The following is a 26894-nucleotide window of genomic DNA, read 5'->3' on the forward strand; positions in this document are numbered from 1 at the left end:
CCCGGGCGGGTTCTTGATCTTGCTCGGCGCCCGGCTAAGGTGACGTTGGCACATCACGCCCGGCGCAACTGCGCTGCGCAAATTCTGCCCAATGAAAAGAGGAAACGTCGATGGCATTGCAATTCTCGACCGTGACCCGTCAGGGCCCGATCACCATCGTCACGCTGTCGCGGCCGGAAGTGTACAACGCGCTGCACACCGACGCGCATAATGAGTTGCACGACGTCTTCAACGATTTCGCCAGCGATCCCGAGCAGTGGGTGGCTATCGTCACCGGCGCCGGCGACAAGGCGTTCTGCGCCGGCAACGACCTGAAATGGCAGGCCGCCGGCGGCAAGCGCGGCTGGAATACTTCGGGCTTCGCCGGCCTCACCGCGCGGTTCGATTGCGACAAGCCTATCATCGCCGCCGTCAATGGCGTCGCGATGGGCGGCGGCTTCGAAGTCGCGTTGTCCTGCGACCTCATCATCGCATCGGAGAACGCGACCTTCGCGCTGCCGGAGCCGAAGGTAGGCCTTGCCGCGATGGCCGGCGGCCTGCACCGGCTGCCGCGCCAGATCGGCCTGAAGCGCGCGATGGGCATGATCCTCACCGGCCGCCATGTGAAGGCGCAGGAGGGTTTCGAACTCGGCTTCGTCAATGAAGTTGTGCCGCAGGGCGAAGCGCTGACGGCCGCAATCCGCTGGGCCGAGACGATTGCCAAGAACTCGCCGATGTCGATCCGCGCCTCGAAGCAGGTGATGCAAAAGGGCTCGAACGTATCGCTCGAACAGGCGATCGCCGAGCAGCGCGACTATCCGGCGGTGAAGGCGATGGTGGCGTCGCAGGATTATATCGAGGGACCGAAGGCGTTTGCGGAGAAGCGCGCGCCGGACTGGAAGGGCAAGTAGCTTTCACCCTGACCGCGTTGGCGCGTAGACCGCGCCCCACACTCGATGTCGTCCCGGCGAACGCCGGGACCCATAACCATCGTCATGTGTGATTGAAGCAAGGCGTCGCCCTCTGGCGCGTGAGCCGCACGGACAGAGGCAATGGGTCCCGGCGTTTGCCGGGACGACATCGCGTGTGTATCTCCTGCAGCGCCAGCAACAGCGCGCTGCTATTTCCCCGTGAACTTCGCCGGGCGTTTCTCGAGAAACGCGCTGACGCCTTCCCTGAAATCCTCCGCGGCGCCTGCGATACGCTGCGACTGCACCTCCAGATTGATCTGATCCTCGAAAGAATTCTCCGGGCTGTCCCAATACAGCTTGCGGATCTGCGACAGCGCGATGGTCGGGCCGTTGGCCAACTCATGCGCCAGCTTCATTGCCTCGGCCATCAGGACGGCATCGTCATGGACGCGGTTGATCAGGCCCCATTCCAGCGCCTTCTCGGCCGGCAGCTTCTCGCCGAGCAGCGACAGCTCCACCGCGCGCGCCTTGCCGATCAGCCGCGGCAGCATCCAGGTCGAGCCGCAATCCGGTACCAGGCCGATGCGGCGGAAGGCCTGCAGAAAATACGACGAGCGCGCGCAGAGAATGAGATCGCCCATCATCGCAAAGCTCATGCCCGCACCCGCGGCGGGACCGTTCACCGCGGTGACGATCGGACAATGCAACCCGCGCAGCCGCCGCAGAAACGGATGGAAGCCGATCTCCAGCGAAGCGCCGGCGCCGCTCTTCTTGGTGACGCTGTTGTTGCGGCCCTGCAGGTTCGCGCCGGTGCAGAACGCACGGCCGGCGCCGGTAATCACCAGACAGCGCACCGAGGCTTTGCGCTCCTCGATCTCGTCCAGCGCCTCGCCGAGCCCGCCCAACATATCCATGGACACGGCGTTCATCACCTCCTGATGGTCGAGCGTGAGGATCGCGACGTGGCCGTCGAAGTCGAGCGTGGCGTGTTTGAACTGCATGGTTTCCTCGATTGTTGATCCGCGTGTTATTCCGCGGTGTGGAAGTGTTTACTCGCTGCATATTTGATTTTTTGACGGCGCTTGTCCATGCTTGCAGCGAACATCTGATCTCACACGGACGCACGGCCAACGTGCGCCAGCACAGGAAACGCCGATGAGCATCTTCGATCTCACAGGACGTGTCGCGGTGGTGACCGGCGGCAATGGCGGCATCGGTCTCGGCATCGCGCAGGCTCTGGCTGCGGCCGGATGCAACGTCTCGATCTGGGGCCGCAACGCGGCCAAGAACGAGACTGCCGCTGCGACGATGGCGGGCTGCGTTGGCACGGTCGATACGCAGATCTGCGACGTCACCGACACCGGCTCGGTGAAGGCGGCGATGGCCGCCACGCTGCAAAAGTTCGGACGCGTCGATGGCTGCTTTGCCAATGCCGGGATCGGCGGCGGCGGGCGGCACGCTTTCATCGATCGCACCGAAGAGCAGTGGCGCACCATGTTCGCCACCAATCTCGACGGCGTGTTTCATGTCTTTCAGGCCACCGCGCGGCATATGACCGAGCGCGCCGAGGCCGGCGACAAATTCGGCCGGCTGGTGGCGACGTCGAGCCTCGCTTCTATCTTCGGTACCGCGCGCAACGAGCACTATGCCGCGACCAAGGCCGCGATCAATGCGCTGGTGCGCGCGCTGGCCGTCGAACTGGCGCGGCAGGGCGTGACGGCGAACGCGATCCTGCCGGGCTGGATCAGGAGCGACATGACGCAAGGCCTGATGGCCAACGAGAAGTTCGTCGCCAATGTGATGCCGCGAATTCCCGTGCGCCGGTTCGGCGAGCCTTCGGATTTCGGCGGCATCGCGGTGTATCTGATGAGCGGCGCGTCGTCGTATCATACGGCGGACACGTTCGTGATCGACGGCGGCTACACTGCGTTCTAGTTCTTTCTTTTTCCTTCTCCCCTTGTGGGAGAAGGTGGCGCGGACGAAGTCCGCGTCGGATGAGGGGGTCTTAGCGACAGTGCTTGTGGCTTCCCCTCACCCGTCTCGACCGCTTTCGCGGTCGATCCACCCTCTCCCACCTAGCGAAGCTTCGCTTCGCGCGGGGGAGAGGGAAGAAGGAATCGAGATCGCGCCGCCTTCAGACTGAAACTTCAACGAGAAAAAAATGACCAATACTCCCGAGCACCGCATCCCCGTCATCGTCGGCGTCGGCGAATTCTCCGATCACCCCAGCGAGCTCACCGCCGGGCTCGAGCCGCTGGCGCTGATCGAACAGGCGCTGAAGCGCGCCGAGCAGGACGCCGGCGCAAAGCTGCTTTCCGAGATCGACTCGCTCGACATCGTCAATTTCCTGAGCTGGCGCTACAGCGATCCCGCCAGGCAGTTGAGCGAACGGCTCGGCATCGCGCCAACCCAGGCGCATTACGGCCCGGTCGGCGGCGAGAGCCCGATCCGCTTCATCCATGAGGCTGCCAAGCGCATCGCGCGCGGCGAAGCCACGGTCGCCGCGATCTGCGGCGCCGAGGCGCAATCGACGGCGACCAAGGCCGAGCGCGCCGGCGTCACGCTGCCGTGGACGCCGTTCGCCCATGACGCACCGGAGCCGCTACGCGGCGCCAATTATCAGAAGCCGATGGCGACCACGCTCGGCGTCGCCAAGCCGGTCACCGTGTATCCGTTCTATGAGGCCGCCTCGGCCGCGCATTGGGGCCAGACGCCGCGCCAGGCACTCGCGGAATCCGGCGAGCTGTGGTCGCGCTACTCGGCGGTGGCCGCGCAAAATCCGCAAGCCTGGCTGAAGCACGCCTATGCGCCGGAGGAGATCACCACGCCGACCTCGGACAACCGTCTGATCGCCTGGCCCTATACCAAGCTGATGGTGGCCAATCCGATGGTCAACCAGGCGGCGGCGATCCTCGTCACCAGTCTGGCGAAAGCGCGCGCGGCCGGCATCGCCGAGGATCGCATGGTCTACATCCACGGCGGCGCCTCGGCGGAGGAGCCGCGCGACTATCTCGACCGCGACCAGTATGTCGAGAGCCACGCGCAGAATGCCGTGCTGAAAGCGGCGATGGCGCTGGCGGATGGCAATGCCTTCGATGCGATCGAGCTGTACAGCTGCTTCCCCGTGGTGCCGAAGATGGCGCGCCGCACGCTGAAACTCGGCGCGGACGTACAGCCGACCGTGGCCGGTGGCCTCACCTTCTTCGGCGCGCCGCTCAACGACTACATGGCGCATGCGGCCTGCGCGATGGTGCGGAAGCTGCGCGCCGGCGCGCAGCTCGGGCTGCTCTACGGGCAGGGTGGCTTCGTCACCAAGCACCATGCGCTGGTGCTGTCGCGACAGGCCGGCGAGGCCCTGGCGCAGGATACTAGCGTCCAGGCGGAAGCGGATCGCCAACGCGGGGCCTTGCCGGCGTTCGTGACGCAGGCTTCGGGGACCGGCACGGTGGAGAGTTTCACGGTGATCTTTGGCCGCAACAACGTCGCCGAACATGGCGTCGTCATCCTCCGCACCGCCGACAACGCGCGGGCGCTGGCACGGGTGCCGGTGCAGGACACAGCCACGCTGGCGCATCTGCTGGACATGGACCGCTCGCCGGTAGGCTCGCGCGGGGCGATCAGCGCCGCGGCCGATGGCGTGCTGGAGTGGAAGGTCGGGTAGCAGCTTCGGACGCTGTCGTCCCCTCCCGTCTCGAACCCACTTCCGCCATCGCTCATCAAGCTACGGCGGACAAGTCGCGGGGCTTCGATCCACCCTCTCCCGCCTGCGCAGCTTCGCTGCTTGTGGGAGAGGGGTAGAAAGAGCTCAGCCCTTCGCGTCCTGCTTCTCGGACGCCGTGGCCGGCTTGTCGGTCTTCGACGGGTTCGACACCCGCACCGGATCGCCGTCGCGGAGGCCGTCGGGGGGCGTGGTGACGATGCGGTCATCGGCGGCAATGCCGGAGGCCAGTTCGATCTCGCGGCCGAGGTCGCGCGCGATGACGACCGTCTTGAACAGGATCTTGTCGCCGGGCGTCACGGTGGCGACCCGTGTGCCGTCCTTGTTGAAGATCAGCGCGCTGGCCGGGATGTGCAACGGCGCGGCGTCTCGGGCAAGGCTCATCTTCACATTGGCGTAGCCGCCGGGCAGCAACTCGCCCTTCGGATTGTCGAGCGCGAGCTGCATCCGCGCGGTACCGGAGGCGACGTCGACCGATTGCGACGAAGCCTCTAACGTGGCCTGAAAGGTGCGGTTCGGATAATCCGGCACGGTGATGACCGCCTTCGCGCCCATCTGGATGGCCGGCACATAGGTCTGCGGCACATCGACATAGACGCGCAGCTTGGTGATGTCGGATACCACGAACATCGCCAGACCCGTGCCGGTGCCGCCGGAGATCAGCGCGCCGACGTCGGTATTGCGCTGGGTGATGACGCCGTCGAACGGCGCGGTGACTTTCTTGTAGCCGGCCAGCGCCTCCAGCCGCTCGACATTGGCGGTCCCGGAATTCACCGCGGCCCGCTTGTTGGCGAGGTCGGCGCTGCGTTCGTCAATTTCCTGCGCCGAGACGAAGTTCGAGGCCACCAGCGACTTGCGGCGGTTCAGCGTCGCCTCCGACAATCGCGCGCTGGATTGCTGGCTGACCAGATCGGCGCGGGCCTGCACGAGCTGCTGGTCGAGGTCCGGCGCCTCGATCTCGGCGAGCACCTCACCGGCCTTGACCTGCTTGCCTATGTCGGCGCTCCAGCTGGCGACATAGCCGCTGACGCGGGCATAGATCGGCGCCCGCGAATAGGCCTCCAGCCGGCCCGGCAAATCGAGCGTGGCGTTGAGCGTCCGTGCGTCGGCCGGCGCCACCGCGACGCTGGGAATAGCCTGCGCATCGGTCCAGGTCTTCAACTCGCTATCGGTCTTGGCGCGCGCCATGATGCCGGTCACCACGACCGCGCCCGCGGCCACCAGCCCGATGACCCCAATGAGGCCAAGCTTGCGGCGGGACGGCTGCTTCAGATCAGTGGACATGCGACAACTCCGGCGAGCCTGCCTCTGGCGCGGGCTGCTGCTTCTTGTGGACCATGCTGAACACCACCGGCACGAACATCAGCGTTGCAATCGTAGCAAAAATCAGGCCGCCGATCACGGCGCGGCCGAGCGGCGCGTTCTGTTCGCCGCCCTCGCCCAGCCCCATCGCCATCGGCGCCATGCCGATGACCATCGCCAGCGCCGTCATCAGCACCGGGCGGAACCGGACGAAACCGGCCTGCGACGCCGCAGCGATCGGATCGCCATACATGGCATAATGTTCCCGGGCGAACGAGATCACCAGCACCGAATTGGCGGTGGCGACGCCCATGCACATGATGGCCCCGGTCAAGGCCGGCACCGACATGGTCGTCTCGGTGGCAAACAGCATCCAGACGATGCCGGCGAGCGCCGCCGGCAATGCCGTGATGATCACGAACGGATCCGACCACGACTGGAAGTTGACCACGATGAGGAAATAGATCAGCACGACGGCGCCGAGCAGGCCGAACAGCAGGCCGGAGAACGCCGAGTTCATGGTCTCGACCTGGCCGAGCAGCACCACGCGGCTGCCGCGCGGCACCTCCGCCTTGGTCTCCTCGATCGCCCTGTAGATATCCTTTGCGACCGCGCCCAGGTCGCGGCCCTGCGGCGTGGCGTAGATCTGCACCATCGACTGGATGTCGTATTGCGACACCACGGCATTGGTGGCCGTACGATTGATGCTGGCGATGCCGCCGAGCATCGGCGCGGTGGCGGCACCCACGGCGGTGACCGGCAGCGTCTCCAGCGCGCCCAGCGAATCCATCTTGTACTGCGGCGTCTGCATCACGATCGAATAGGAAACGCCGTTGTCGGGGTTGAGATAGTAGGTCGGCGCGACCTGCGAGGAGCCTGCGAGATTGACCACCAGCGAGTTGGTGACGTCGCGCTCGGTGACCCCGACATATTGCGCGCGGGTGCGATCGACATCGATGTTGAAGCCGGGATTATTCGGCGACTGCTGGATGCGGGCGTCGGCAATGCCGGGGATGCGGCGGATCTTGTTCAGCAATTTGCCGGCATATTCGTAGTTGGCGGCGAGGTTGGCGCCGCGGATCTGCAGGTCGATCGGCGCCGGCGCGCCGAAATTCAGGATCTGACTGACGATGTCGGCGGGCAGGAACGCAAAGCTGACGCCCGGGAACAGCCGCGGCAGCTTTTCCCGCAATTCCCGAACGTAGTCCGCCGTCGGTCTGTGGCCTTCGACCAGCTTGATCTGGAAGTCGCCGTCCTGCGATCCGATCACGCCGGTGTTGTTGTAGGTCAGGTTGATGCCCGAGACGGGCATGCCGATATTGTCGGTCATGGTCTCGATCTGGTCCGGCGGCACGATGGTGCGGATCGCCTTGGTGATGTCGGCGAACTGGTTGGCGGTCTCCTCGACGCGGGTGCCGACCTGGGTGCGGACATGCATCAGGATGCTGCCGCCATCGACGGTCGGGAAGAAGTTGCGACCGAGGAACGGCACCAGCAGGAACGACAGCGCGACGACGGCCAGGAAGCCGGTGACGAATACCGGTCGGCGTCCGAGCGCCGCATCCAGCAGGCCGTGATAGCCGGCCCGAAAACGCGCGAACCGCGCCTCGAAGCCGCGCTGGAATTTGACCAGCGGATTGCGGGTCGCAGGGCGCTCGCCTTCGGCATGATGGACGTGCTTCTGCAGCAGATACTTCGCCATGGTCGGCACCAGCGTGCGCGACAGCAGGAACGACCACAGCATCGCGAACATCACGGCTTCGGCCATCGGCACGAACAGGAAGCGCGCGATGCCGTCGAGAAAGAACATCGGCACGAACACGATGCAGATGCACAGCAGCGAGACGAAGGCCGGCACCACGATCTGGTTGGCGCCATCAAGAATCGCCGGCTCGACGTCCTTGCCGTTCTCCAGGTGATAGTTGATGTTCTCGATCGTCACCGTGGCGTCGTCGACCAGGATGCCGACCGCCAGCGCCAAGCCGCCCAGCGTCATGATGTTGAGCGTCTCGCCGATCAGCGACAGCATGATGATGGCGCCGAGGATCGAGAGCGGGATCGACACCGCGATAATCACCGTGGAGCGCCAGCTGCCGAGGAACAGCAGGATCATGATCGAGGTCAGCAGCGCGGCGATGGCGCCTTCGATCGCCACGCCCGCGATCGCGCCACGGACGAAGCCGGACTGGTCGCCGATATAGGCGATCTTGATGCCGTCGGGCAGCGCCGGGCGATAGGCGATCACCTTCTGCTTGATGCCGGCGATGATATCCAGCGTTGACACAGAGCCGGCCTTGAGCACCTGCATCAGCACCGAGCGGCTGCCATCGACATGCACGATGTTGGTCTGCGGCGAGTTGCCGTCGCGCACGGTGGCGACGTCACGGACATAGACCATGGCGCCGTTGACCGTCTTGATCGGCAGGCTGCCGAGTTCCTCGATCCGGCGGGCGGAGTTGTTGAGGTTGATGGTGTACTCGAAGCCGCCGATCTTCTGCGTGCCGACCGGCGTGATCAGGTTCTGCGCCGCCAGCGCATTGGCGACGTCCTGGCCGGACAGTCCGCGCGACTGCAACGCACCGGGGTTAAGATCGATTGTGACCTGGCGCTGCTTGCCGCCAAACGGAAACGGGATCGCCGCCCCCGGCACGGTGACGAGTTGCGTGCGTAGCTGGTTGAAGGCGATGTCCTGCAGCTGCTGTTCGTTGAAGCCTTCGCCGGACAGCGCGATGTTGATGATCGGCACAGTCGAGGCCGAGTAGTTCAAGATCAGCGGCGGTGTCGCGCCCGGCGGCATCTGGCGGATCAGCGTCTGAGAAATCGCGGTGACCTGGGCGTTGGCAGTGCGGATATCGACATTGGGCTGGAAGAAGATCTTGACGATACCGAAGCCGGCATAGGAATTCGCCGAGATGTGTTCGATGTCGTTGACGGTGGTGGTCAGCGCGCGCTGGAACGGCGTCGTGATGCGCCCGGCCATCTGGTCCGGCGGCAGGCCGGTATACTGCCAGATCACGCCGATCACGGGGATGCGGATCTCGGGGAAAATGTCGGTCGGCGTACGCAACGCTGCGAGCGGTCCGACGATCAACAGCAGCAGCGCGAGCACGACAAAGGTATAGGGCCGGCTCAACGCTATGCGTACCAACGAGATCATCGAACGGGAATTCCCTGGGTTGCAGTGAGATACGGGCCCGGAATCCAGACCGACCGTCGCACCAGATTTACCCGAAGCGCGCGCAATAGCCAGCGCCTGCGGCTTCCCGGCACTTCACTTCGACGACATTAGGTGAATTTACCATCCCTCGTGGCGCGAGCACAACAGTTTGAGGCTTCAACTAATGCTGCGGCCACATGAAGGATTTGTAATGCGCGGTCGCTGCGCAGCGGACTGCCTGTCGAGGCGCCGGGCCGCATGGCGACTGGGCGGGTGGACCCTGGCCTGCTTGCACCGCTTGCCGAAGACCGTTCAAAAGAACCCAGATAAAGACAATGCAGGGTGGACGAGGCGTTGCACGCCTCCCCACCCTGCGATCGCATTATCTGCTTACGCGGCGCGGACCGCACTGAGGAACTTGCCGACCTCGAGCTTGAGACGGCTGCTCTCGCCCGACAGCGACTGAGCCGCCGAGAGGACCTCGGAGGACGCCGAGCCGGTCTCGCTGGCGCCGCGTTGCACGTCGGTGATGTTGGACGACACTTCCATGGTGCCCGGCGCGGCCTGCTGGACGTTGCGGGAGATCTCCTGGGTGGCCGCTCCCTGCTCTTCGACGGCCGAAGCAATGGTCGAGGAGATTTCCGACATCCGTCCGATGGTGTCGCCGATCTCCTTGATCGCGTTGACCGAGTCCTGCGTCGCCGCCTGGATTCCGGAAATCTGCATGCTGATCTCGCCGGTCGCCTTGGCGGTCTGCTCGGCCAGCGCCTTGACTTCGGAGGCGACCACCGCGAAGCCGCGGCCGGCCTCGCCGGCGCGCGCCGCCTCGATCGTCGCATTCAGTGCCAGCAGGTTGGTCTGGCCGGCGATGGTGTTGATGAGTTCGACAACGTCCCCGATCCGGGAGGCCGCCTTCGCCAGTTCGCTGACCCGGTCGTTGGTCTTGCGCGCCTGTTCGACGGCCTGGCTGGCAATGGTCGCCGACTCCTGCACCTGACGGCTGATCTCGTTGACCGACGAAGCCATTTCTTCCGTCGCGGACGCCACCGACTGTACGTTGGTCGAAGCCTCTTCGGAGGCTGCTGCCACCGCGGTGGCCAATTCCTGCGAACGCTCGGCGGTGGAGGTCAGCGTGCCGGCGGAGGCCTCGAGCTGGTTCGACGCCGACGACACCGTCTCCACGATGTCGCCGATCATGGCTTCGAAGGCGCGGGTGATACCATCGACGCGACGACCGCGCTCGATCTTTACTTCGGCGTCGGTCGAGGCCGCTTCGTCCGCGGCCTTCTTGTCGATCAGCGCCAGCTTGAAGACCTGCAGCGTATCCGCCATCTTGCCGATCTCGGTAGCTTCGCCCTGATGCGGCACGGTCGCCGCAAGATCGCCATTGCCCAGCGCCTGCATCGGCACGATGATCGAATTGATGCCGCGCGACACGTCTCGAACCAGCATGATCGCAGCGACGATGCCGACGATGATGGCAAACACGACGGATCCGATCAGCAACTTGATGGCGAGGCTGAAATCCTGCGTCGCCCGGTCACTGGCCAGCAACGCGCCCCTGTTGTTGAGTTCGACGTCCTTTTCGAGGGCGGCGCTGGCCAACATTCCGGTCTTGGTGGCCTTCAGGTTGAGATCACGGATCGCCTTGTCGGCTCCCTTACGAGACCCTTCCAGCACGGGAACGAGCTCGGCGACATAGGCGCTCCAGTACTTGGCAAACTCGTCGTACAACGCCTGCTCTTCTGGCGAAGTAATCAGCGGCTCGTACTCCTTGCGAGCATTTGCGATCTGATCGGTGTAGCGGGCGATCGAAGCATCCTGGACCTTTCTGCCGGCGTCGTCGTCTGCCAGAAGGTGCGAACGGATAACACCGCGGTAGGCGATCGTCGCGGACCGCAATTCCGAGAGGGTACGGATGCTTGGCAACCAGTTGCTGGCGATATCGACGGTCGCGGCGTTGATGCCATACATTTGCTTGATCGCCAGAGCGCCCATGCAGCTCATGACAAGAAGCAGGATCGCGACAACAGCCGAAATCTTGGTACGAATGGAAATGGTCGCAAACATGATGGTCCTGTCCTTCGGTCGTCGACCGTTGGCCCGCTGTCGCGGCGTTGAAATTCGATCGTGTTAATCCGGGAACGAGGAAATTGCCCGGGCGTCTGACCAATCGTACGGTCAATGATCGCCAGATCAGCTAACAATAATTTCGTTAAAGACAGGTACCGGGCATACACGTTCTGGCTCGTACATGAGGTAACCTGATAATAAAATACGTCGCATTCGGTACTGCGCAACCACCTGCCCGTCAGCGCATCAAATTATTTGCTTCGCTGAAGAATTCAGGCCCTCCGAAATTGCCGGACTTTAACGCCAGCAACATCGCGCCTTGCTTGGCGCCGACGGCGCGCAGCACCGGCACGCCGGGTGCAATTTCCGCACCGACCATGAAGCCGGGGATCGCCAATCGATCGACCACCGCGCCGGAGGTCTCGCCGCCCGCGACCACCAGTCGTCGCACGCCGGCCTGCACCAGGGCTTCGGCGATATCCGCCATCGCCTGCTCGATGGCATGGCCGACGACATCACGGCCGTGACGCGCCTGTATCGCAGCCACGTCTTCCGGCGTCGAACTGCTGGCGATCAGGAAAGCGCCGCTGCCGATCCGCGGTGTGGCCCACGAAAGCGCGCGCACCACCGCGTCGCCACCGATGATCTGCTTCGCATCGAGACGCAATATCGGCATGGTCTGCTCGGCGCGCGCGATCTGCTGCAGCGTCGCCTGCGAACAACTGCCGGCGAGACAGGCCGCAGCGCCGCCGATATCCTCGCCGGCCGGCGCGGCGGCGGAATGCGCCGCAACGCGGCCGGACGCGATCAGCGCGCGCGCGAGACCAAGGCCGAGGCCGGAGGCGCCGACCGAGACGCAATGTGTCAGCGCTACCGCGCCGATGGTTCCGAGATCAGGACCGAACACCGCATCCGCGATCGCCGCACCGATTCCCCGCGTCGCGAGCGCATCGAGATGCGCGCGCACCGCCTGCGGCCCGCGAGCGATGGTTGCGAGATCGAGCAGCCCCACTTTCGTCCGGCTCTGCCGTGCCAGCACGCGGACCAGATTGGAATCGTGCATCGGGTTGAGCGGATGGTCCTTCAGCGGGCTTTCGTGCAACGGCACATGGCCCACGAAGAGGTGGCCCTGATAGACGGTGCGGCCGGTTTCCGGAAACGCCGGCGTGACGAGCACGATCGGCTCGGCGGCATCGGCGCGCAGCGCGTCCATCACCGGACCGATATTGCCCTGCTCGGTAGAGTCGAAGGTGGAGCAGATCTTGAACAACACATGACCGGCGCCGCGGCCACGCAGCCATCGCTCCGCCGCGCGGGAACGCGAGACGGCAATATCTGCCGCAATCGAACGGCTCTTCAGCGATACCACGACGGCATCGACCTCCGGCAAGGCCAGATCGTCAGAAGGAATACCGATGGTCTGCACGGTGCGCAGCCCGCAGCGGGTCAGCGTATTGGCGAGATCGGAGGCGCCGGTGTAGTCGTCGGCGATGCAGCCCAGCGCCAGCGTCATTGCTTCACCGCGGCATAGGGCGAAAACCAGCCGAGACCCGCGACGGTGCCGGCGGCCGGACGATATTCGCAACCGATGTAGTGCTCGTAGCCGAGCCGGTCGAGCTCGGCAAAGAGGAACGGATAGTTCAGCTCCTCGCCCGGCTCGTGGCGCGACGGCACGCTGGCGATCTGGATATGGCCGATCAGCGGCAGCATCTCGCGCAGCCGCATGGTGACATCACCATGCAGGATCTGGCAGTGGTAGATGTCGAACTGCAGCCCGACATTCGGAATCTTCATGTCGACGATCAGGTCGCGCGCAAATTCGAAGTCGTTGAGGAAATAGCCCGGCACGTCGCGCTTGTTGATCGGCTCGAGCATCACGTCGATGCCCTGGTCGCCGAAAAAGTTCGCGGTCCATTCCACCGACTTGCGGAACGCCGCCACCGCCTTGGGATCCCGGCGATCGGCGAGGCCCGCCATCATATGCAGCCGTCGCACGCCTGTCGCCTTCACATAGGGCAGCGCGGTATGAACGCTTTGTCGCAACTCGTCGAACTTGTCGGGCCGCGCGGCGAAGCCTTTTTCGCCGGCCTCCCAGTCGCCCGGCGGCAGGTTGAACAGCACCTGCTGCAGGTCATTGCGCTGCAGGCGCTCGGCGATCACTTCCGGCGGATGCTCGTAGGGGAACAGGAATTCGACCGCGGTGAAGCCGGCGGCCGCGGCGGCATCGAAGCGATCGAGGAACGGATGTTCGGTGAACATCATCGACAGGTTGGCGGCAAAGCGGGGCATGGTGCGTCCTCTGTTGTCGGTCAGGCCGGATCGCCGGGCAGTTTCGTACCCGTCACCCTCGCGTACATCCGCGCCACCGAGGCGTCGTCGTCGCGCCCCATGCCGGAAGCGGAGGTCATCAGGAACATCTGCAGCGCCGCAGCCGACACCGGCACCGGAAACTTCGCGGTGCGCGCCATGTCCTGGATGATGCCGAGGTCCTTGACGAAGATGTCGACCGCGCTGCGCGGCGCATAGTCGCCATCGAGCACATGCGGAATGCGGTTCTCGAACATCCAGGAATTGCCGGCCGAGGCGGTGATGACTTCGTAGACCTTGCGGATGTCGAGCCCCTGTTTGGCGGCGAAGGCGATCGCCTCCGACGCCGCGGCAATGTGCACGCCGGCCAGCAGTTGGTTGATCATCTTGAAAGCGGCACCCTGGCCGGGTTCGTCGCCGAGTTCATAGAGCTTGGCGGCCATCGCATCGAGCGCCGGGCGCGCTTTGGCAAACGCGGCCGGACTGCCCGAAGCCAGGATGGTCAGTTCGCCCTGCGCGGCGCGCTGCGCGCCGCCGGAGATCGGAGCATCGAGATAATGCCGGCCGGTGGCCTCGAGTTGCCGAGCGAGCCGGCGCGCGACGTCGGGGTCCATCGTTGCCGAGGAGATGAACACGGCGTCTTTTGCCAGCGTCGAGGCCACGCCGTCGGCGGCGAACAGGATGGTTTCGGTCTGCGCCGCATTGACGACGACACTGACGACGATATCGGCGTGTTGCGCCGCGGCGGCCGGGGAAGCGGCGCCCTGCCCGCCCTCGCCGACGAATTTGGCGACCGCATCCGGAGAAACATCGCAGCCGGTGACGTCGAGGCCGGCGCGGCGCAGCGATGTCGCCATGCCAAAGCCCATCGAGCCCAGCCCGATCACGGCGACGCGCGGTTTCCCGGATTCAGTCGGCGGCATGCAGCATCCCTCGGTTTCCTCATTGCCGGCTTTTTGCGCGGCCTTGGCCTTGGGTAACACGGCTTGGCCCTCACGCGAAAGCGTGGGAGAAAGCCGAAAAGGACGCCGCGATGGAAACGAAACTGCGCGAAGAGATCTGCCGGCTTGGCCGCTCATTGTTCGAGCGCGGGCTGACCCCGGGCTCGTCCGGCAATATCAGCGTGCGCTGCGACGACGGCGGCTGGCTGGTAACGCCGACCAACGCCTCGCTGGGCTCGCTCGATCCGGCAAGGCTGTCGCGGCTGGATGCCTCCGGCCGGCTGATTTCGGGCGACGCGCCGACCAAGGAAGTGCCGTTGCACACCGCCTTGTACGAGACCCGCGCCGCTTCGCACGCCGTCGTGCACCTGCACTCGACGCATTCGGTGGCGCTGTCGATGCTGCCCGAGATCGACTCGCGCGCCGCGCTGCCGCCGCTGACGCCGTACTACCTGATGAAATGCGGCGCCACCGCGCTGGTGCCATATCACCGGCCCGGCGATCCGGCGGTCGCCGAGGCGATCAAGGGGCTGGCGGGGAAGTATTCATCGGTGCTGCTGGCCAATCACGGCCCGGTGGTGGCCGGCGACTCGCTGGAGGCCGCGGTGTACGCGATCGAGGAACTGGAAGAGACGGCGAAGCTGTATTTGCTGCTGCGCGGGTTGAACCCGCGATATTTGTCACCGGCGCAGGTGAAGGATCTGTCGGAGGTGTTCGGGCTGGGGCTGCCGGAGGAGCCGCATCGGCACGATTGATCGCCCAACTACTTCAACAGCGCGTCGTAATCGGCATGCGATCCGATCCAGAACCACATCAGGCCGCCCTCCGTCTCGACGGCGAGAGCCCGGTAGCGCAATCCGACCCGGGCCGAAACATACCGGCCAATTTTCTTTAACTGTAGCGAGGGATGCCGTGGGTCGCTTTTCAACAAGTCAAAATTCTTGTCGGCTAGCGCGCGGATGTTTTCGGGTAGAAGCCGATAGGCCGTCCAGAATTCCGGACTGGCGAAGTGCTTCACAGCTCGCGTGCCAGCCCTTGCCGATTGGATTCCAACGCCTGGTCTGCGAGATCATCGAGCCTGCCACTGACCGCATCCTGCGCAATCTTGCGATCGAATGTGGCGGCGTCGAACGCCTCGAACCATGACCGAAATGCCGCCAGCTCTGCCGGCGGCAGCATTTCGATGGCTTTCTCGATGTCTTCGACACTGCTCATGGGTGCAGGCATAGCACGAATGCCGCAGACTTTGAACTGCTGCGTTGTGGTCTACAGCCCCAGATACGCCTTCCTGACATCCGCATTGCCCATGATGTCGGCGGCCTTGCCCTGCATCTGGACGCGGCCGGTCTGCAAGATGTAGGCGCGGTCGGCGATCTCCAGCACTTCGGACATCCGCTGCTCGACGATCAAGACGGTCATGCCCATGTCGCGGATCTTGACCACGGCCTGGAAGATCTCGTCGACCAGCTTCGGCATGATGCCCTGCGAGGGCTCATCGAGCATCAGGAGCCGCGGGCGGGTCATCAGCGCGCGGCTGATCGCCAGCATCTGCTGTTCGCCGCCGCTCAATGTTTCGGCGCGCTGCTCGAGGCGTTCCGCCAGACGCGGGAACAGGTCGAACACCAGCTTTAGCGGTTCGTCGCGGTCGGGCTTGCCGCGATACATGTAGCTGCCGAGCCGCAGATTGTCGCCGACCGACAGCCGCGGAAACAGCCGACGGTTCTCCGGCACATAGGCGATGCCACGCGCGGTGATCAGATGCTGCGGGATGCCGTTGATCTGCTCGCCATCGAAGGTGACCGTGCCCGAGCGCGGGCGCTCGGCACCCGCAATGGTCTTGATCAGCGTCGACTTTCCGGCACCATTGGCGCCGCACACCGCGACGATTTCGCCCTTCGCGACATCGATCGTGACTTCTGAAATGGCGACCAGCCCCTGATAGGCGGTGGAGACTTCACGCACCGACAGCATGGCGATCCCCGAGATAGGCACTGATGACTTCGGGATGCCGGACGACATCCGCGGGCTTGCCCTCGACGAGGACCTTGCCGAGATTAAGCACGATGGCGCGGTCGACCAGCGGCATCACGATTTCCATGACGTGCTCGACCATCAGGACAGTAACGCCGGTCTCGCGCACCTTGCGGACCAATGCCACGCCCGACTGCGCCTCAAGCGGGGTGAGCCCCGTGAGGCACTCGTCGAGCAGCAGCAGCTTGGGCTCGGTGGCCAGCGCACGCGCCACTTCGAGCCGGCGCTTCTCGGACGGAATGAGCTGGCTGGCCAGCACATGGGCGCGCGCGCCGAGGCCACAGAATTCCAGCACCTCATGCGCCTTGCGGCGCGCTTCCTTCATCACCGTCGTGCGGATCAGCGCGCCGACGATGACGTTATCGATCACCGTCATGGTCTCGAAGCTCTTCACCACCTGAAAAGTGCGGGCGATGCCGCGCTGGCAGCGCGCCGCCGCCGGCAGATTAGTGACGTCCTCGCCGTTGAACCAGATCGACCCTTGCGTCGGCGGCAGCACGCCGGCGATCAGGTTGAACAAAGTGGACTTGCCGGCGCCGTTCGGGCCGATCAGGCCGACGATCTCGCCACGGCCGACCGAGATCGACACGTCGCTATTGGCGATCAGGCCGCCGAAACGCTGAAACACGCCGCGGGTCTCTAACAGGGGTGTCGTCATTGCGGCACTCCTTTGGAAGCCGGTTTGCGCGAAAACAGGCCGATCAGCCCCTCCGGCCGCGCCAGCGAGATCAGCACGATGACCGCGCCATAAAGGATGAGGTCGACGCCGCGGCCGGAGCCGCCGAGATAGTTGCGGGTGAGCTCCGTGAGCGGGATCAGGATCACCGCGCCGAGCACCGGCCCCCACAGCGTGCCGATGCCGCCCAGCACCGCCGGCAGCGCCATCAGCAGCGAGAACTGGAAGGTCATGACGCTTTCGGGGTCGATATAGGAGACGTATTGCGCATACATCGCGCCGCCGATCGCGGTGAGGAAGGCGGAGATCGCCGCGGCGCCCATCTTGGAATTGAACACCACGACGCCCAGGCTCTCGGCGGCTTCGGGATTATCCTTCACCGCGCGCCACCAATAGCCCCATTTGGAGTTTTCCAGCTTCCAGGTGACGAACCAGGCGACGCAGCAGAACACCAGCGCGAAGTAGTAGTAGGGCAGCTTGCTGCGGGTGAACTGGAAGCGCGCCCACGAGTCGCCGCGCACCGGCACGTCGATGCCAAGTGCGGCGCCGGCATATTCCCAGTTGTGGAACAGCAGCAGGCCGATTTCGGCGATCACGATGGTGGCGATGACGAAGTAATGGCCGCGAAGCCGGAAGGTCGGATAGCCGAGGCCCAGCGCGATCAGCGCCGAGATCGCGCCGCCTGCGATCATCCCGAACCATGGCAGCACGCCGAACTTGGTCAGCAGCAGCGTGGTGGTGTAGGCGCCGAGGCCGAAATACAGCGCGTGGCCGAGCGAGATCTGGCCGCAATAGCCGCCGAGGATGTTCCAGCTCTGCGACAGCGCTGCCCACATCAGGGTCAGCACCATGATGTTCTGGACGTTGACGTCCTTGACGAAGAACGGCACGACGGCGGCAAGCGCCGCGAGGAAGATAGCGAGCGTGAGGTCGCGGCGGCGGGTCTGGGTGTAGGTCTGGTCCATCAGATCGATCCGAACAGGCCGCGGGGCCGGATGAACACCACCAGCAGATAGACGGCGTAAATGCCGACCGACTTCAGCGACGGCGGCAGGATCAGCGCGGTGGAGGCTTCCACCAGACCGACGATGATGCCGCCGGCAAAGGCGCCGAACACCGAGCCGAAGCCGCCCAGCGCCACGGTGACATAGGCGATCAACGCGAACGACGCGCCGACATCGGGATAGATATAGAAGAACATCGCCATCACCGCGCCGGCGAGGCCGACCAGCGCGGAGCCGAGGCCCCAGCCGAGTGCGAACACCTTATTCTTGTCGATGCCAACCAGCGCCACCGCGCCGGCGTCTTCGCGGGTCGCTTCGAGCGCGCGGCCGAAATCGGTCTTCTTGATGAAGAAGTACAGCGCGCCGAACGCGCACAGCGAGATCAGCGCGCCGACCAGCTGCGGCACCGGCAGGAAGATGCCGCCCAGCGACACCGTCTTGCCGCCGAGCCACGAGGTCGGGATGCTGCGATAGTCGGGCGTGAAGAAGAACTGCGCCAGGCCACGGATCAGGATGGCGAGGCCGAAGGTGGCGAAGATCTGCACCATGCCGATATTGGATTTGGCCCGCATCGCGAACCGCACGACGAGAAGATAGATCGCCGCCCCGAAGGCGAACATGCCGGCCGCCACCAGGGGAGCCGCCAGCAGCGGATCGATGGCGAAGAAGGCGAACATGAAGAACGCGCCATACATCGCCAGCATCAGGAATTCGCCATGCGCGAAGTTGGTGACGTCCATCAGGCCGAAGATCAGGGCCAGACCGACCGCAATCAGGCCGTAGAGCAGCCCCATCAGCAGACCGCTGGCAAGAGACTGGATGATGGTGGCGGCGGTCAAGGGGCGATCCTCTCGGTCAATCGGGCGTATCTTGATACAAGCGACGTCATCCATGTTGTCGTCCCCGCGAAAGCGGGGATCCATAGCCTCCGTCCTCTAAATCGGAAGACGGCGGTGAGGCTATGCGAAAACACGGCCTCGGAGGGTATGGGTCCCCGCTTTCGCGGGGACGACACGGCGTGTGGAGTGGCGGCGGCGCCAAACAGAGGCGCCGCGCTTTCTTACTTCATCGGCCAGGTCGCTTCCGCGATCGCGCCCTGCGGCGGGAACACGGTGACGAATTTGCCGCCGGTGTATTGCAGCAGCACCGGATCGGCGAAATTGTTCTGGCCCAGTTCGTCGAACTTGACCTTGGCCCACGGCATGATGGTCTGCTCGCCCGGCATGTCGGTGGCGACCAGGGCCTCGCGGATCTTCTCGCCGTCGGTCGACTTGGCGCGGTTGATGGCGTCGGCCATCACGATCAGGCCCATGAACTGGCGCGACGAGTAATCGTTGAAGTCCTTGCCGGACTTCTCCTTGTACATGTCGTTGATCTTGCCGACCATCGGGCGCTTGGCGGCGAGATCGAGCGAGAACGAACCGCGCGAGATGACGCCGGGGATCCTGTCGCCGACGGCGTCATACAGCGCCTTTTCGGAGAAACCGGCGTCCTGCGCCACGATGGCGTTGGCCTTGTAGCCGAGTTCGCCCATCGTCTTGATCAAGAGGATGCCGTCGGTGGTGTAGCTGGAGGGCATCAGCACGTCGGCATTGGCCGCCTTGAGCTGCTGCACTTCCGCCGTCAGCGACGGCGAGTTGGCGCGGTACTTGATGTCGGCGACGATCTTGTAGCCGCGGTCGGCGGCGAGCTTGAGCTGCGCATTGGCGGAGTCGGTGCCGAAGATGGTGTCCTCATGGAACAGCGCCAGCGTCTCGATCTTCTGGCCCTTCTTCTTCATCGCGTCGAAGAAGTCGAACATCGCGGTCGAGAACATCTCGTCATGCGGGGCGGCGCGGAAGTAATATTTCAGGCCGCGACGATGCAGGCTCGGCGACGAGTTGTCGGCCGAGATGAACGGGATCTGGTAGCGTTCGCAGATCTGGCTGACGGTGACAGCCACCGCGCTCTGGTAGGTGCCGACGATCGCGCAAACCTTTTCCTGGGTGATCAGGCGCTCGGCTTCGGCGCGGCCCTTCTGCGGGTCGGCCTGATGATCGGCGAATACCAGTCGCACCTTGGCGCCGCCAAGGCCGGAAAAGCCTTCGCCGCGCGCCAGCGGCAGGTCGAAATCGTAGTTCTTGTTGATGATGTCGGCGGCGGTCTCGAACGCCTTCTGGGCATCGACGCCGATCTGCGCGGAGGCACCGGACAAGGGATAAATCACGCCGATCACGACTTCCTTGACCTGCGCGCGAGCGCGCCTTGCAAGCGGCATCAGGGTCGCTGCGGCAGCGCCGCCCAGCAATACGTTTCGGCGAGATATCGTCATGTCGTGATCCTTTGTGACTGGCGGCTATCGATGAGACTAAACAAGGTTACGGTAAAGCCTGAAAGAACGGCAAGCTGCTTCTTGTAAAACTTATAAAACAGCCAGGTGCTTGTTCTTGAGATCGGTAATGAGCATCACACCCGGCGCGTGCGTGATCGCGAACGGCACGCGCGCCGCCGCGATGACGCTCTGCGGGGTGACGCCGCAGGCCCAGAATACCGGAATCTCGTCGTCGTTGATGTGCACGGCATCGCCATAGTCGGGCTTGTTGATGTCGGCAATGCCGATCGAATGCGGCAGGCCGAGATGCACCGGCGCGCCGTGCACCGCGGGAAACCGCGAGGTGATCTGCACGGCTCGGATCGCATCGCGCGGCTTCAACGGCCGCATCGACACCACCATGGGACCTGCGAACGGGCCGGCCGGCTGGCAGGCGATGTTGGTGCGGTACATCGGGACCAGCACGTCCTGTTCGATGTGGCGGATCGGCAGGTCGTCGGCCATCATCGCCTCCTCGAACGAATACGAGCAGCCGATCACGAACGACACCAGATCGTCGCGCCAGTATTTCATCACCTCCGCCGGACGGTCGATCGCCTCGCCATCCTTCCACACGACGTATTGCGGGATGTCGGTACGGATATCGAGGTCGAGGCCGAGCGATGGGATGCGCGGATCGCCCGGATCCGACATGCCGATGATCGGGCACGGCTTCGGATTGAGCTGGCAGAAGCGGTGGAAGTCAGCGGCCTGGGATTGCGGCAGAATCACCAGATTGCCTTGGACAAAACCCGGCGCGACGCCGGCCGTGCTGCCATATTTGCCGGCGCGATAGCCGCGGCGCGCAACGGCACTCGGCAGCATCTCGGCATCCCCCGGTCGCTCTGCTGAAAAACTCGCCATCGCAGGTCCCTGCCTAATTTCGCCTCGACAGGGACTGAAACCTAGGACTAAGATAATGTCTAATCATGTTTTTTAATATCAATCGATAAATCCTTGTTATCGACTAAGGACGTTGCAGCGGCATGGCCGATTTCAAAGGGCTGGAAACCTTCCTCTGGGTGGTGACGCTGGGCAGCTTTCGCGGCGCCGCGCAGAAGCTGAACACCACACAGCCAGCGATCTCGCAGCGCATCGCGCAGCTCGAGCGCGAGATGGGCGTGCGGCTGCTGCAGCGCGACCGCAAGATCGCCTCGCCGACGCCTTCCGGCCGGCAGTTGATGGTCTATGCCGAGAAGCTGATCGGCATGCGCGCGGAGATGATGGCGGCGGTCAGCGACCGCTCGGCGATGCGCGGCGTGCTGAGGCTCGGCGTCGCCGAGACCATCGTGCATACCCTGCTGTCGCGGCTGATCAAAAGCGTCAACGAGGCCTACCCCAATCTGACGCTGGAGATCGAGGTCGACATCACCTCCAATCTGCGGACCCGGTTGCTGGCGCAGGAAATCGAGCTGGCGCTGCTGATGGGCCCGGTGAGCAGTTCGACGGTGCGCAACCGGTTGCTGTGCGACTATCCTATCGGCTTCCTCGCCAGCCCCGCGCTCGGACTGGGCGATCGGATGCTGACGGTGCAGGATCTCGCCAGGCATCCGATCATCACCTTTCCGCGCAAGACGCAGCCCTACGAGATCGTGCGTTCGCTGTTCAACCGGCCAGAACTGCCGCCGATCCGGCTGCATGCCTCGGCCTCGCTGGCGACCGTGATCCACATGGCGATCGAAGGTCTCGGCATCGCCGTGATCCCCACCGCGATCGTCCAGAACGAGCTGGCGGACGGCCGGCTGCAGCTCCTCAATACCGATGTGGAAATGCAGCCGCTGACATTCTCGGCAAGCTGGCTGGCGTCGCCCGACACGGTCGCGATCGAACTCGTCGCCGAGCTCGCCGCACAGCTGACGCAAAAGACGTCTTTGCAGCCCAGCCCGTCGGTTGACGTCTCCGCGGCGCCGCGTCATTGAAGAATGCCTCCTCAACGCGAACTATCCAGGACATGCCCATGACCAAGCTTGGCGATAATCTCAAAATCGATTCGGCGCGGCTCTGGGACACGATTGGCGAGACGGCGAAATTCGGCGCGACCGCGAAAGGCGGCGTGCGACGGCTGACGCTGAGTGCCGAGGACAAGCAAGTCCGCGACTGGTTTCGCACCGCCTGCGAGACGGCCGGGCTCGACGTGCATATCGATGCGCTGGGCTCGATGTTCGGCCTGCGTAAGGGACGCGACATGTCGAAGGCGCCGATCGGGATCGGCTCGCATCTCGACACCCAGCCGACCGGCGGCAAGTTCGACGGCATTCTCGGCACGCTGGGCGCGCTCGAAGTGATCCGCACGTTGAACGATGCCGGCATCGAGACCGAGCTGCCGATCTGCATCGCCAACTGGACCAATGAAGAAGGCTCGCGCTTTGCACCGGCGATGATGGGCTCGGCGGCCTATGTCGGCGACTTCACCACCGATGACATCCTTTCCCGCAAGGACATCGCCGGCGTCAGCGTCGGCGAGGCGCTGGACCAGATCGGCTACCGCGGCGACGTGCCCGTCGGCACGCAGAAATTCTCCGGCTTCGTCGAACTGCATATCGAGCAGGGCCCTATCCTGGAGGCCGAAGGCAAGACCATCGGCGTGGTCGATTCCGGCCAGGGCGTGCTGTGGTTCGACGGCAAGATCACCGGCTTCGAAAGCCATGCTGGCTCGACCCCGATGCCGCTGCGCCGCGACGCGCTGGCGACCTTGTCCGAGATCGTGCTGGCGACCGAACGGGTGGTCAGCAATATCGGCGCGCTGGGCACCATCGGCGAGGCGGTGATCGCCAACGCGTCGCGCAATGTGATCCCCGGCGAGATCGCCTTCACGATGGACCTGCGCAGCGTCGATGACGGCAAGCTGGAAGCCATCGAGCGTGGCGTGCGCGACGCCATCAAGGAGATCGCCGCGCATCGCAAGGTCGAGGTGACCTTCGACAAGGTCTGGCACAAGCCGCCGACGCATTTCAACAAGGACTACATCGCCGCGGTCGAGCACGCCGCCGAGACGCTGGGCTATTCGCATCGCCGCATCACCTCCGGCGCGGGACACGATGCCTGCAACCTCAACACGGTGATGCCGGTATCGATGGTATTCGTGCCGTGCAAGGACGGCATCAGCCACAACGAGCTGGAATCCTCCACCCAGGACGACTGCGCGGCGGGCGCCAACGTGCTGCTGCACACGGTATTGGCGCTGACCGGCGTCGCGTCGAAGTAAGGAAGGGGCATCTCATGCGCGCCGTATTCGTCGATGCCAGCGAAGAGCTGGCGCTCATCATGGAACGCCTGAAAGAGAGCGGCGACATCGCGGTGAAGATCCATCGCGATGCCGACATCACGCCGGCGGAGCTGCCGCAAGTGCTCGACGGCGCCGAGATCGCCATCGTCGACCACACCTATCTGCCGACCGAGATTGCAAAGCAGTGCCCTAAACTCAAGCACGTCGTGTTTCTCGGTACCGGCGCGCGCAGCTACATGCATATCGAGGAGCTCGCCGGGCTCGGCATCGAGGTGCACCTGATCCGCGGCTATGGCGACACCGCGGTGGCCGAATGCGCCATCGCGCTGATGTGGGCGGGTGCGCGGGGCCTCGCCGAAATGGACCGCGAGATGCGCGCCGGCAACTGGCTGCGCGACGAGGGCATGGAGCTGACCGGCAAGACCATCGGCCTGCTCGGCTTCGGCGGCATTGCCGCAGAGGCCGCCCGCATCGCGCATGGATCGGGCATGAAGGTACTGGCCTGGAACAGGACGCCAAAGACCCATCCCGGGGTCACCTTCGTCGACCTCGACACGCTGCTTGGACAGAGCCACGTGCTCTCGATCCATCTGCTGCTCAACGATGACACCCGCGGCTTCCTGTCCCGCGAACGCATCGCGCAGATGAGACCGGGCGCGATCCTGGTTAACACCGCGCGGGGCGCGGTGGTGGACGAAGCCGCGATGGTCGATGCGCTCAGATCCGGCCATCTGCGCCATGCCGGCCTCGACGTGTTCGACATCGAACCGCTGCCGGCGGGCCATGTGCTGACGACGCTGCCGAACGTGACGCTGTCGGCGCATTCCGCCTTCCGCACGCCGGAAGCCAGCGACAATCTGATCGCCGCGGCGTGGGCGCATTGCCGACGGATTGCGGGGTAATTCTATAGTTGCGCGACGATGCCAATGGTCCCCCTCCCCCTTTCGGGGAGGGTCGGCCGAATGAGCGATGATGCGATAGCATCATCGGGAGTGGAGGCCGGGGTGGGGGTGCCACGGGCGACAGAGTTTGTGGCTCCCCCCTCCCCGACCCTCCCCCGCAAGGGGGGAGGGAGCACTTCGCCTGCGCTACTTAATAGGACGCGGGAGCGACCTGACGGCCTACTCCACCATTTCCGCAACAGCCTTGCCGCACGCGCCCGTGTCGGCCTGGCCGCCGAGATCCCGCGTGCGCAGCGTGCGTTCGCCGAGGGTACGCTCGATCGCTTTGACGATCGAATCCGACGCGGCCTTCTCGCCGAGATGCTCCAGCATCATCGCGCCGGACCAGATCATGCCGATCGGATTGGCGATGCCCATCCCGGCGATATCCGGCGCCGAGCCGTGCACGGGTTCGAACACCGACGGAAAATCGCCGGCCGGATTAATGTTGCCGGACGGCGCGATGCCGATCGTGCCGGTGCAGGCGGGACCCAGATCCGACAAAATATCGCCGAACAGGTTGGAGCCGACCACGACGTCGAACTTGTCGGGATTCAGCACGAAATGTGCGGTGAGAATATCGATGTGGAACTTGTCCCAGCGCACGTCCGGATAGGCCTTGGCCATCTCCTCCACGCGCTCGTCCCAATACGGCATGGTGATCGAGATGCCGTTGGACTTGGTCGCCGAGGTGAGATGTTTCTTCGGCCGCGACTGCGCGAGGTCGAAGGCATATTTCAGGATGCGATCGACGCCTATGCGCGTCATCACCGTCTGCTGGGTGACGAATTCGCGGTCGGTGCCGGGGAACATGCGACCGCCGACCGACGAATATTCGCCTTCGGTGTTCTCACGCACGACCCAGAAATCGATGTCGCCGGGATTGCGACCGACCAGCGGGCTCGGCACGCCCGGCATCAGGCGCACCGGGCGCAGATTGACGTATTGGTCGAACTCGCGACGGAACTTGATCAGCGAGCCCCACAGCGAGATGTGATCCGGAATCTTGGCCGGCAGGCCGACGGCGCCGAAATAGATCGCGTCATGGGTGCCGATCTGGTCCTTCCAGTCGTCCGGCATCATCTGGCCGTGCTTGGCGTAATAATCGTAAGATGAGAAGTCGTAATGATCGAAATGCAGCTTGATGCGGTGCGCCTTGGCGGCGGCTTCCAGCACGCGCAGGCCCTCGGGCATCACTTCCTTGCCGATGCCGTCACCGGGGATGACAGCGATGCGGTATTCTTTCTGGGTGCTCACTTCAGGTTCCTTCGCGTCAGAAAAACTGAAGCGAGCTGTGGACCAAACCGGCCCCGCGATCAACGCTGCAGTGCAATGTTGACCGCTTTTGCCGCACCGGCCTAACTCGGATCGTAGCCCGGATGGAGCGAAGCGGAATCCGGGATCAAACATCGACGACAGCCCCGGATTCCGCTTCGCTCCATCCGGGCTACAGGAAAATCGAATGGACCTTCATCTGCACGGCAAGCGCGTTCTGATCACCGGTGCGTCAAAAGGCATCGGCGCCGCCGCGGCCGAGGCTTTTGCCGCCGAGGGCGCGCATCTGCATCTGGCCGCGCGCAACGTCGCGCTGCTGGAGGCGTTGGGCGACCGGCTGCGCGCCAGGCACCAGATCGACGTCACCATCCATCCGGTCGACTTGCGCCAGCCCAACCAGCTCGCAGCGCTGGCAGAGGCCGCCGACGAAATCGACATCCTGGTCAACAATGCCGGCGACATCCCCGGCGGTTCGCTCGAGAAAATCGACGAACCGACCTGGCGCCACGCCTGGGACCTGAAGGTATTCGGCTTCATCAATTTGACGCGGCTGGTCTATGCAAGGATGAAGGCGCAGGGGCACGGCGTCATCATCAACGACATCGGCGCCGCCGGTGAGAAATTCGACGCCAACTATATCTGCGGCAGCGCCGGCAACGCCGCGCTGATGGCCTTCACCCGCGCTCTCGGCGGCAAGAGCCTGAAGGACAATATTCGCGTCGTCGGCATCAATCCGGGCCCGGTCGAGACCGAGCGCCACATTACGCTGATGAAGACCCGCGCCAAGGCGCAGTTCGGCGACGACAACCGGTTTCGCGAATTGCAGTCCGGCCTGCCGCTCGGCCGGGCCGCGCATCCTGCCGAGATCGCCGACCTGATGACGTTCCTCGCGTCGGACCGCGCGGGATATACGTCCGGCGTGATCTACACGGTGGACGGCGGGCTGAGCGCGGGGTGGGTGTAGGGCTGCGAGGTACTTGCAGCCCGTCATTGCGAGGAGCAC

24 protein-coding genes are annotated in these 26894 nt (G+C 64.4%); 8 read left to right on the plus strand and 16 right to left on the minus strand.

What is annotated here, in order from left to right:
- Positions 1 to 110 precede the first annotated feature (110 nt).
- Positions 111 to 890, plus strand: a complete 780-nt coding sequence (locus FIU28_RS22775; RefSeq protein ID WP_143575380.1) for an enoyl-CoA hydratase-related protein — start codon at positions 111 to 113, stop codon at positions 888 to 890.
- A 209-nt stretch (positions 891 to 1099) separates the two neighbouring features.
- On the opposite strand, the gene FIU28_RS22780 is transcribed toward FIU28_RS22775, so the two are convergent.
- Complete coding sequence (locus tag FIU28_RS22780; RefSeq protein ID WP_143575383.1) at positions 1100 to 1891, minus strand: enoyl-CoA hydratase/isomerase; 792 nt, start codon at positions 1889 to 1891, stop codon at positions 1100 to 1102.
- A gap of 154 nt (positions 1892 to 2045) precedes the next feature.
- On the opposite strand from FIU28_RS22780, the gene FIU28_RS22785 reads away from it, so the two are divergent.
- Together FIU28_RS22785 and FIU28_RS22790 are read left to right on the plus strand one after the other, a co-directional pair.
- On the plus strand, positions 2046 to 2825 hold the full coding sequence (locus FIU28_RS22785) for an SDR family NAD(P)-dependent oxidoreductase (protein WP_143575385.1): 780 nt from the start codon (positions 2046 to 2048) through the stop codon (positions 2823 to 2825).
- Between the two features lie 226 nt (positions 2826 to 3051).
- Positions 3052 to 4551, plus strand: coding sequence for an acetyl-CoA acetyltransferase (locus tag FIU28_RS22790; protein WP_143575386.1), 1500 nt, complete (start codon positions 3052 to 3054; stop codon positions 4549 to 4551).
- A gap of 144 nt (positions 4552 to 4695) precedes the next feature.
- Here the strand turns inward: FIU28_RS22790 and FIU28_RS22800 are convergent, their stop codons facing one another.
- The 6 genes from FIU28_RS22800 to ltnD form a co-directional block, all read right to left on the minus strand.
- The gene (locus FIU28_RS22800; protein ID WP_143575387.1) at positions 4696 to 5892 is read right to left on the minus strand and encodes an efflux RND transporter periplasmic adaptor subunit; all 1197 of its coding nucleotides are present in this window, start codon (positions 5890 to 5892) and stop codon (positions 4696 to 4698) included.
- Positions 5882 to 9067 (minus strand): efflux RND transporter permease subunit, encoded by a 3186-nt coding sequence (locus FIU28_RS22805; RefSeq protein ID WP_143575388.1) that lies wholly within the window; start codon positions 9065 to 9067, stop codon positions 5882 to 5884. Before FIU28_RS22805 ends, FIU28_RS22800 begins: the two co-directional genes overlap by 11 nt.
- 390 nt (positions 9068 to 9457) lie before the next feature.
- Positions 9458 to 11137: a methyl-accepting chemotaxis protein gene (locus FIU28_RS22810; protein WP_143575390.1), complete on the minus strand. Its 1680-nt coding sequence runs from the start codon at positions 11135 to 11137 to the stop codon at positions 9458 to 9460.
- A 241-nt stretch (positions 11138 to 11378) separates the two neighbouring features.
- Positions 11379 to 12653, minus strand: a complete 1275-nt coding sequence (gene otnK / locus FIU28_RS22815; RefSeq protein ID WP_143575391.1) for a 3-oxo-tetronate kinase — start codon at positions 12651 to 12653, stop codon at positions 11379 to 11381.
- Positions 12650 to 13429 carry a 2-oxo-tetronate isomerase gene (gene otnI / locus FIU28_RS22820; RefSeq protein ID WP_143575393.1) on the minus strand — a complete coding sequence of 260 codons (780 nt, stop codon included), beginning with the start codon at positions 13427 to 13429 and terminating at the stop codon, positions 12650 to 12652. Before otnI ends, otnK begins: the two co-directional genes overlap by 4 nt.
- Positions 13430 to 13449: 20 nt before the next feature.
- Positions 13450 to 14526 (minus strand): L-threonate dehydrogenase, encoded by a 1077-nt coding sequence (ltnD, locus tag FIU28_RS22825; RefSeq protein ID WP_143575395.1) that lies wholly within the window; start codon positions 14524 to 14526, stop codon positions 13450 to 13452.
- On the opposite strand from ltnD, the gene otnC reads away from it, so the two are divergent.
- Positions 14481 to 15143 (plus strand): 3-oxo-tetronate 4-phosphate decarboxylase, encoded by a 663-nt coding sequence (gene otnC / locus FIU28_RS22830; RefSeq protein WP_143575396.1) that lies wholly within the window; start codon positions 14481 to 14483, stop codon positions 15141 to 15143. The two genes, ltnD and otnC, sit on opposite strands and share 46 nt — an antisense overlap.
- An 8-nt stretch (positions 15144 to 15151) precedes the next feature.
- Here the strand turns inward: otnC and FIU28_RS22835 are convergent, their stop codons facing one another.
- From FIU28_RS22835 to FIU28_RS22870, 8 genes are all read right to left on the minus strand, one after another.
- The gene (locus FIU28_RS22835) at positions 15152 to 15406 is read right to left on the minus strand and encodes a ParE family toxin-like protein (protein WP_143575397.1); all 255 of its coding nucleotides are present in this window, start codon (positions 15404 to 15406) and stop codon (positions 15152 to 15154) included.
- Positions 15403 to 15603 (minus strand): hypothetical protein, encoded by a 201-nt coding sequence (locus FIU28_RS22840; protein WP_143575399.1) that lies wholly within the window; start codon positions 15601 to 15603, stop codon positions 15403 to 15405. Before FIU28_RS22840 ends, FIU28_RS22835 begins: the two co-directional genes overlap by 4 nt.
- A gap of 51 nt (positions 15604 to 15654) precedes the next feature.
- Positions 15655 to 16359 (minus strand): ABC transporter ATP-binding protein, encoded by a 705-nt coding sequence (locus FIU28_RS22845; protein ID WP_143575401.1) that lies wholly within the window; start codon positions 16357 to 16359, stop codon positions 15655 to 15657.
- Positions 16343 to 17077: an ABC transporter ATP-binding protein gene (locus FIU28_RS22850; protein WP_143575402.1), complete on the minus strand. Its 735-nt coding sequence runs from the start codon at positions 17075 to 17077 to the stop codon at positions 16343 to 16345. The genes FIU28_RS22845 and FIU28_RS22850 overlap by 17 nt, the downstream gene beginning before the upstream one ends.
- Positions 17074 to 18060, minus strand: a complete 987-nt coding sequence (locus FIU28_RS22855) for a branched-chain amino acid ABC transporter permease (RefSeq protein ID WP_143575404.1) — start codon at positions 18058 to 18060, stop codon at positions 17074 to 17076. Before FIU28_RS22855 ends, FIU28_RS22850 begins: the two co-directional genes overlap by 4 nt.
- Complete coding sequence (locus tag FIU28_RS22860; protein WP_168203019.1) at positions 18060 to 18938, minus strand: branched-chain amino acid ABC transporter permease; 879 nt, start codon at positions 18936 to 18938, stop codon at positions 18060 to 18062. The genes FIU28_RS22855 and FIU28_RS22860 overlap by 1 nt, the downstream gene beginning before the upstream one ends.
- A gap of 221 nt (positions 18939 to 19159) precedes the next feature.
- Positions 19160 to 20410: an ABC transporter substrate-binding protein gene (locus FIU28_RS22865; protein WP_143575406.1), complete on the minus strand. Its 1251-nt coding sequence runs from the start codon at positions 20408 to 20410 to the stop codon at positions 19160 to 19162.
- Between the two features lie 90 nt (positions 20411 to 20500).
- Positions 20501 to 21313: a putative hydro-lyase gene (locus FIU28_RS22870; RefSeq protein WP_143575407.1), complete on the minus strand. Its 813-nt coding sequence runs from the start codon at positions 21311 to 21313 to the stop codon at positions 20501 to 20503.
- A 122-nt stretch (positions 21314 to 21435) separates the two neighbouring features.
- On the opposite strand from FIU28_RS22870, the gene FIU28_RS22875 reads away from it, so the two are divergent.
- Genes FIU28_RS22875 through FIU28_RS22885 form a run of 3 tightly spaced genes read left to right on the plus strand, consistent with a single transcriptional unit; the run spans position 21436 to position 24577 of the window.
- A complete protein-coding gene (locus FIU28_RS22875; RefSeq protein WP_143575408.1) occupies positions 21436 to 22368 on the plus strand; it encodes a LysR family transcriptional regulator in 933 nt (310 codons plus the stop codon).
- A gap of 38 nt (positions 22369 to 22406) precedes the next feature.
- The gene (locus tag FIU28_RS22880; protein ID WP_143575410.1) at positions 22407 to 23654 is read left to right on the plus strand and encodes a Zn-dependent hydrolase; all 1248 of its coding nucleotides are present in this window, start codon (positions 22407 to 22409) and stop codon (positions 23652 to 23654) included.
- A 14-nt stretch (positions 23655 to 23668) separates the two neighbouring features.
- Positions 23669 to 24577 carry an NAD(P)-dependent oxidoreductase gene (locus FIU28_RS22885; protein ID WP_143575411.1) on the plus strand — a complete coding sequence of 303 codons (909 nt, stop codon included), beginning with the start codon at positions 23669 to 23671 and terminating at the stop codon, positions 24575 to 24577.
- 219 nt (positions 24578 to 24796) lie between these two features.
- Here FIU28_RS22885 and FIU28_RS22890 read toward each other — a convergent pair whose 3' ends face one another.
- A complete protein-coding gene (locus tag FIU28_RS22890) occupies positions 24797 to 25873 on the minus strand; it encodes a tartrate dehydrogenase (protein ID WP_143575412.1) in 1077 nt (358 codons plus the stop codon).
- A gap of 205 nt (positions 25874 to 26078) precedes the next feature.
- On the opposite strand from FIU28_RS22890, the gene FIU28_RS22895 reads away from it, so the two are divergent.
- The gene (locus tag FIU28_RS22895; protein ID WP_143575413.1) at positions 26079 to 26855 is read left to right on the plus strand and encodes an SDR family oxidoreductase; all 777 of its coding nucleotides are present in this window, start codon (positions 26079 to 26081) and stop codon (positions 26853 to 26855) included.
- Positions 26856 to 26894 lie beyond the last annotated feature (39 nt).

It is taken from the genome of Tardiphaga sp. vice154, assembly GCF_007018645.1.
Classification (GTDB): domain Bacteria; phylum Pseudomonadota; class Alphaproteobacteria; order Rhizobiales; family Xanthobacteraceae; genus Tardiphaga.

What these genes read in the sequence shown, in the direction of transcription:
- FIU28_RS22775 (WP_143575380.1), top strand. Translation starts at nt 111, where the DNA reads ATGGCATTGCAATTCTCGACCGTGACCCGTCAGGGCCCGATCACCATC.
- FIU28_RS22780 (WP_143575383.1), bottom strand. Translation starts at nt 1,891, where the DNA reads ATGCAGTTCAAACACGCCACGCTCGACTTCGACGGCCACGTCGCGATC.
- FIU28_RS22785 (WP_143575385.1), top strand. Translation starts at nt 2,046, where the DNA reads ATGAGCATCTTCGATCTCACAGGACGTGTCGCGGTGGTGACCGGCGGC.
- FIU28_RS22790 (WP_143575386.1), top strand. Translation starts at nt 3,052, where the DNA reads ATGACCAATACTCCCGAGCACCGCATCCCCGTCATCGTCGGCGTCGGC.
- FIU28_RS22800 (WP_143575387.1), bottom strand. Translation starts at nt 5,892, where the DNA reads ATGTCCACTGATCTGAAGCAGCCGTCCCGCCGCAAGCTTGGCCTCATT.
- FIU28_RS22805 (WP_143575388.1), bottom strand. Translation starts at nt 9,067, where the DNA reads ATGATCTCGTTGGTACGCATAGCGTTGAGCCGGCCCTATACCTTTGTC.
- FIU28_RS22810 (WP_143575390.1), bottom strand. Translation starts at nt 11,137, where the DNA reads ATGTTTGCGACCATTTCCATTCGTACCAAGATTTCGGCTGTTGTCGCG.
- otnK (WP_143575391.1), bottom strand. Translation starts at nt 12,653, where the DNA reads ATGACGCTGGCGCTGGGCTGCATCGCCGACGACTACACCGGCGCCTCC.
- otnI (WP_143575393.1), bottom strand. Translation starts at nt 13,429, where the DNA reads ATGCCCCGCTTTGCCGCCAACCTGTCGATGATGTTCACCGAACATCCG.
- otnC (WP_143575396.1), top strand. Translation starts at nt 14,481, where the DNA reads ATGGAAACGAAACTGCGCGAAGAGATCTGCCGGCTTGGCCGCTCATTG.
- ltnD (WP_143575395.1), bottom strand. Translation starts at nt 14,526, where the DNA reads ATGAGCGGCCAAGCCGGCAGATCTCTTCGCGCAGTTTCGTTTCCATCG.
- FIU28_RS22840 (WP_143575399.1), bottom strand. Translation starts at nt 15,603, where the DNA reads ATGAGCAGTGTCGAAGACATCGAGAAAGCCATCGAAATGCTGCCGCCG.
- FIU28_RS22845 (WP_143575401.1), bottom strand. Translation starts at nt 16,359, where the DNA reads ATGCTGTCGGTGCGTGAAGTCTCCACCGCCTATCAGGGGCTGGTCGCC.
- FIU28_RS22850 (WP_143575402.1), bottom strand. Translation starts at nt 17,077, where the DNA reads ATGACGACACCCCTGTTAGAGACCCGCGGCGTGTTTCAGCGTTTCGGC.
- FIU28_RS22855 (WP_143575404.1), bottom strand. Translation starts at nt 18,060, where the DNA reads ATGGACCAGACCTACACCCAGACCCGCCGCCGCGACCTCACGCTCGCT.
- FIU28_RS22865 (WP_143575406.1), bottom strand. Translation starts at nt 20,410, where the DNA reads ATGACGATATCTCGCCGAAACGTATTGCTGGGCGGCGCTGCCGCAGCG.
- FIU28_RS22870 (WP_143575407.1), bottom strand. Translation starts at nt 21,313, where the DNA reads ATGGCGAGTTTTTCAGCAGAGCGACCGGGGGATGCCGAGATGCTGCCG.
- FIU28_RS22875 (WP_143575408.1), top strand. Translation starts at nt 21,436, where the DNA reads ATGGCCGATTTCAAAGGGCTGGAAACCTTCCTCTGGGTGGTGACGCTG.
- FIU28_RS22880 (WP_143575410.1), top strand. Translation starts at nt 22,407, where the DNA reads ATGACCAAGCTTGGCGATAATCTCAAAATCGATTCGGCGCGGCTCTGG.
- FIU28_RS22885 (WP_143575411.1), top strand. Translation starts at nt 23,669, where the DNA reads ATGCGCGCCGTATTCGTCGATGCCAGCGAAGAGCTGGCGCTCATCATG.
- FIU28_RS22895 (WP_143575413.1), top strand. Translation starts at nt 26,079, where the DNA reads ATGGACCTTCATCTGCACGGCAAGCGCGTTCTGATCACCGGTGCGTCA.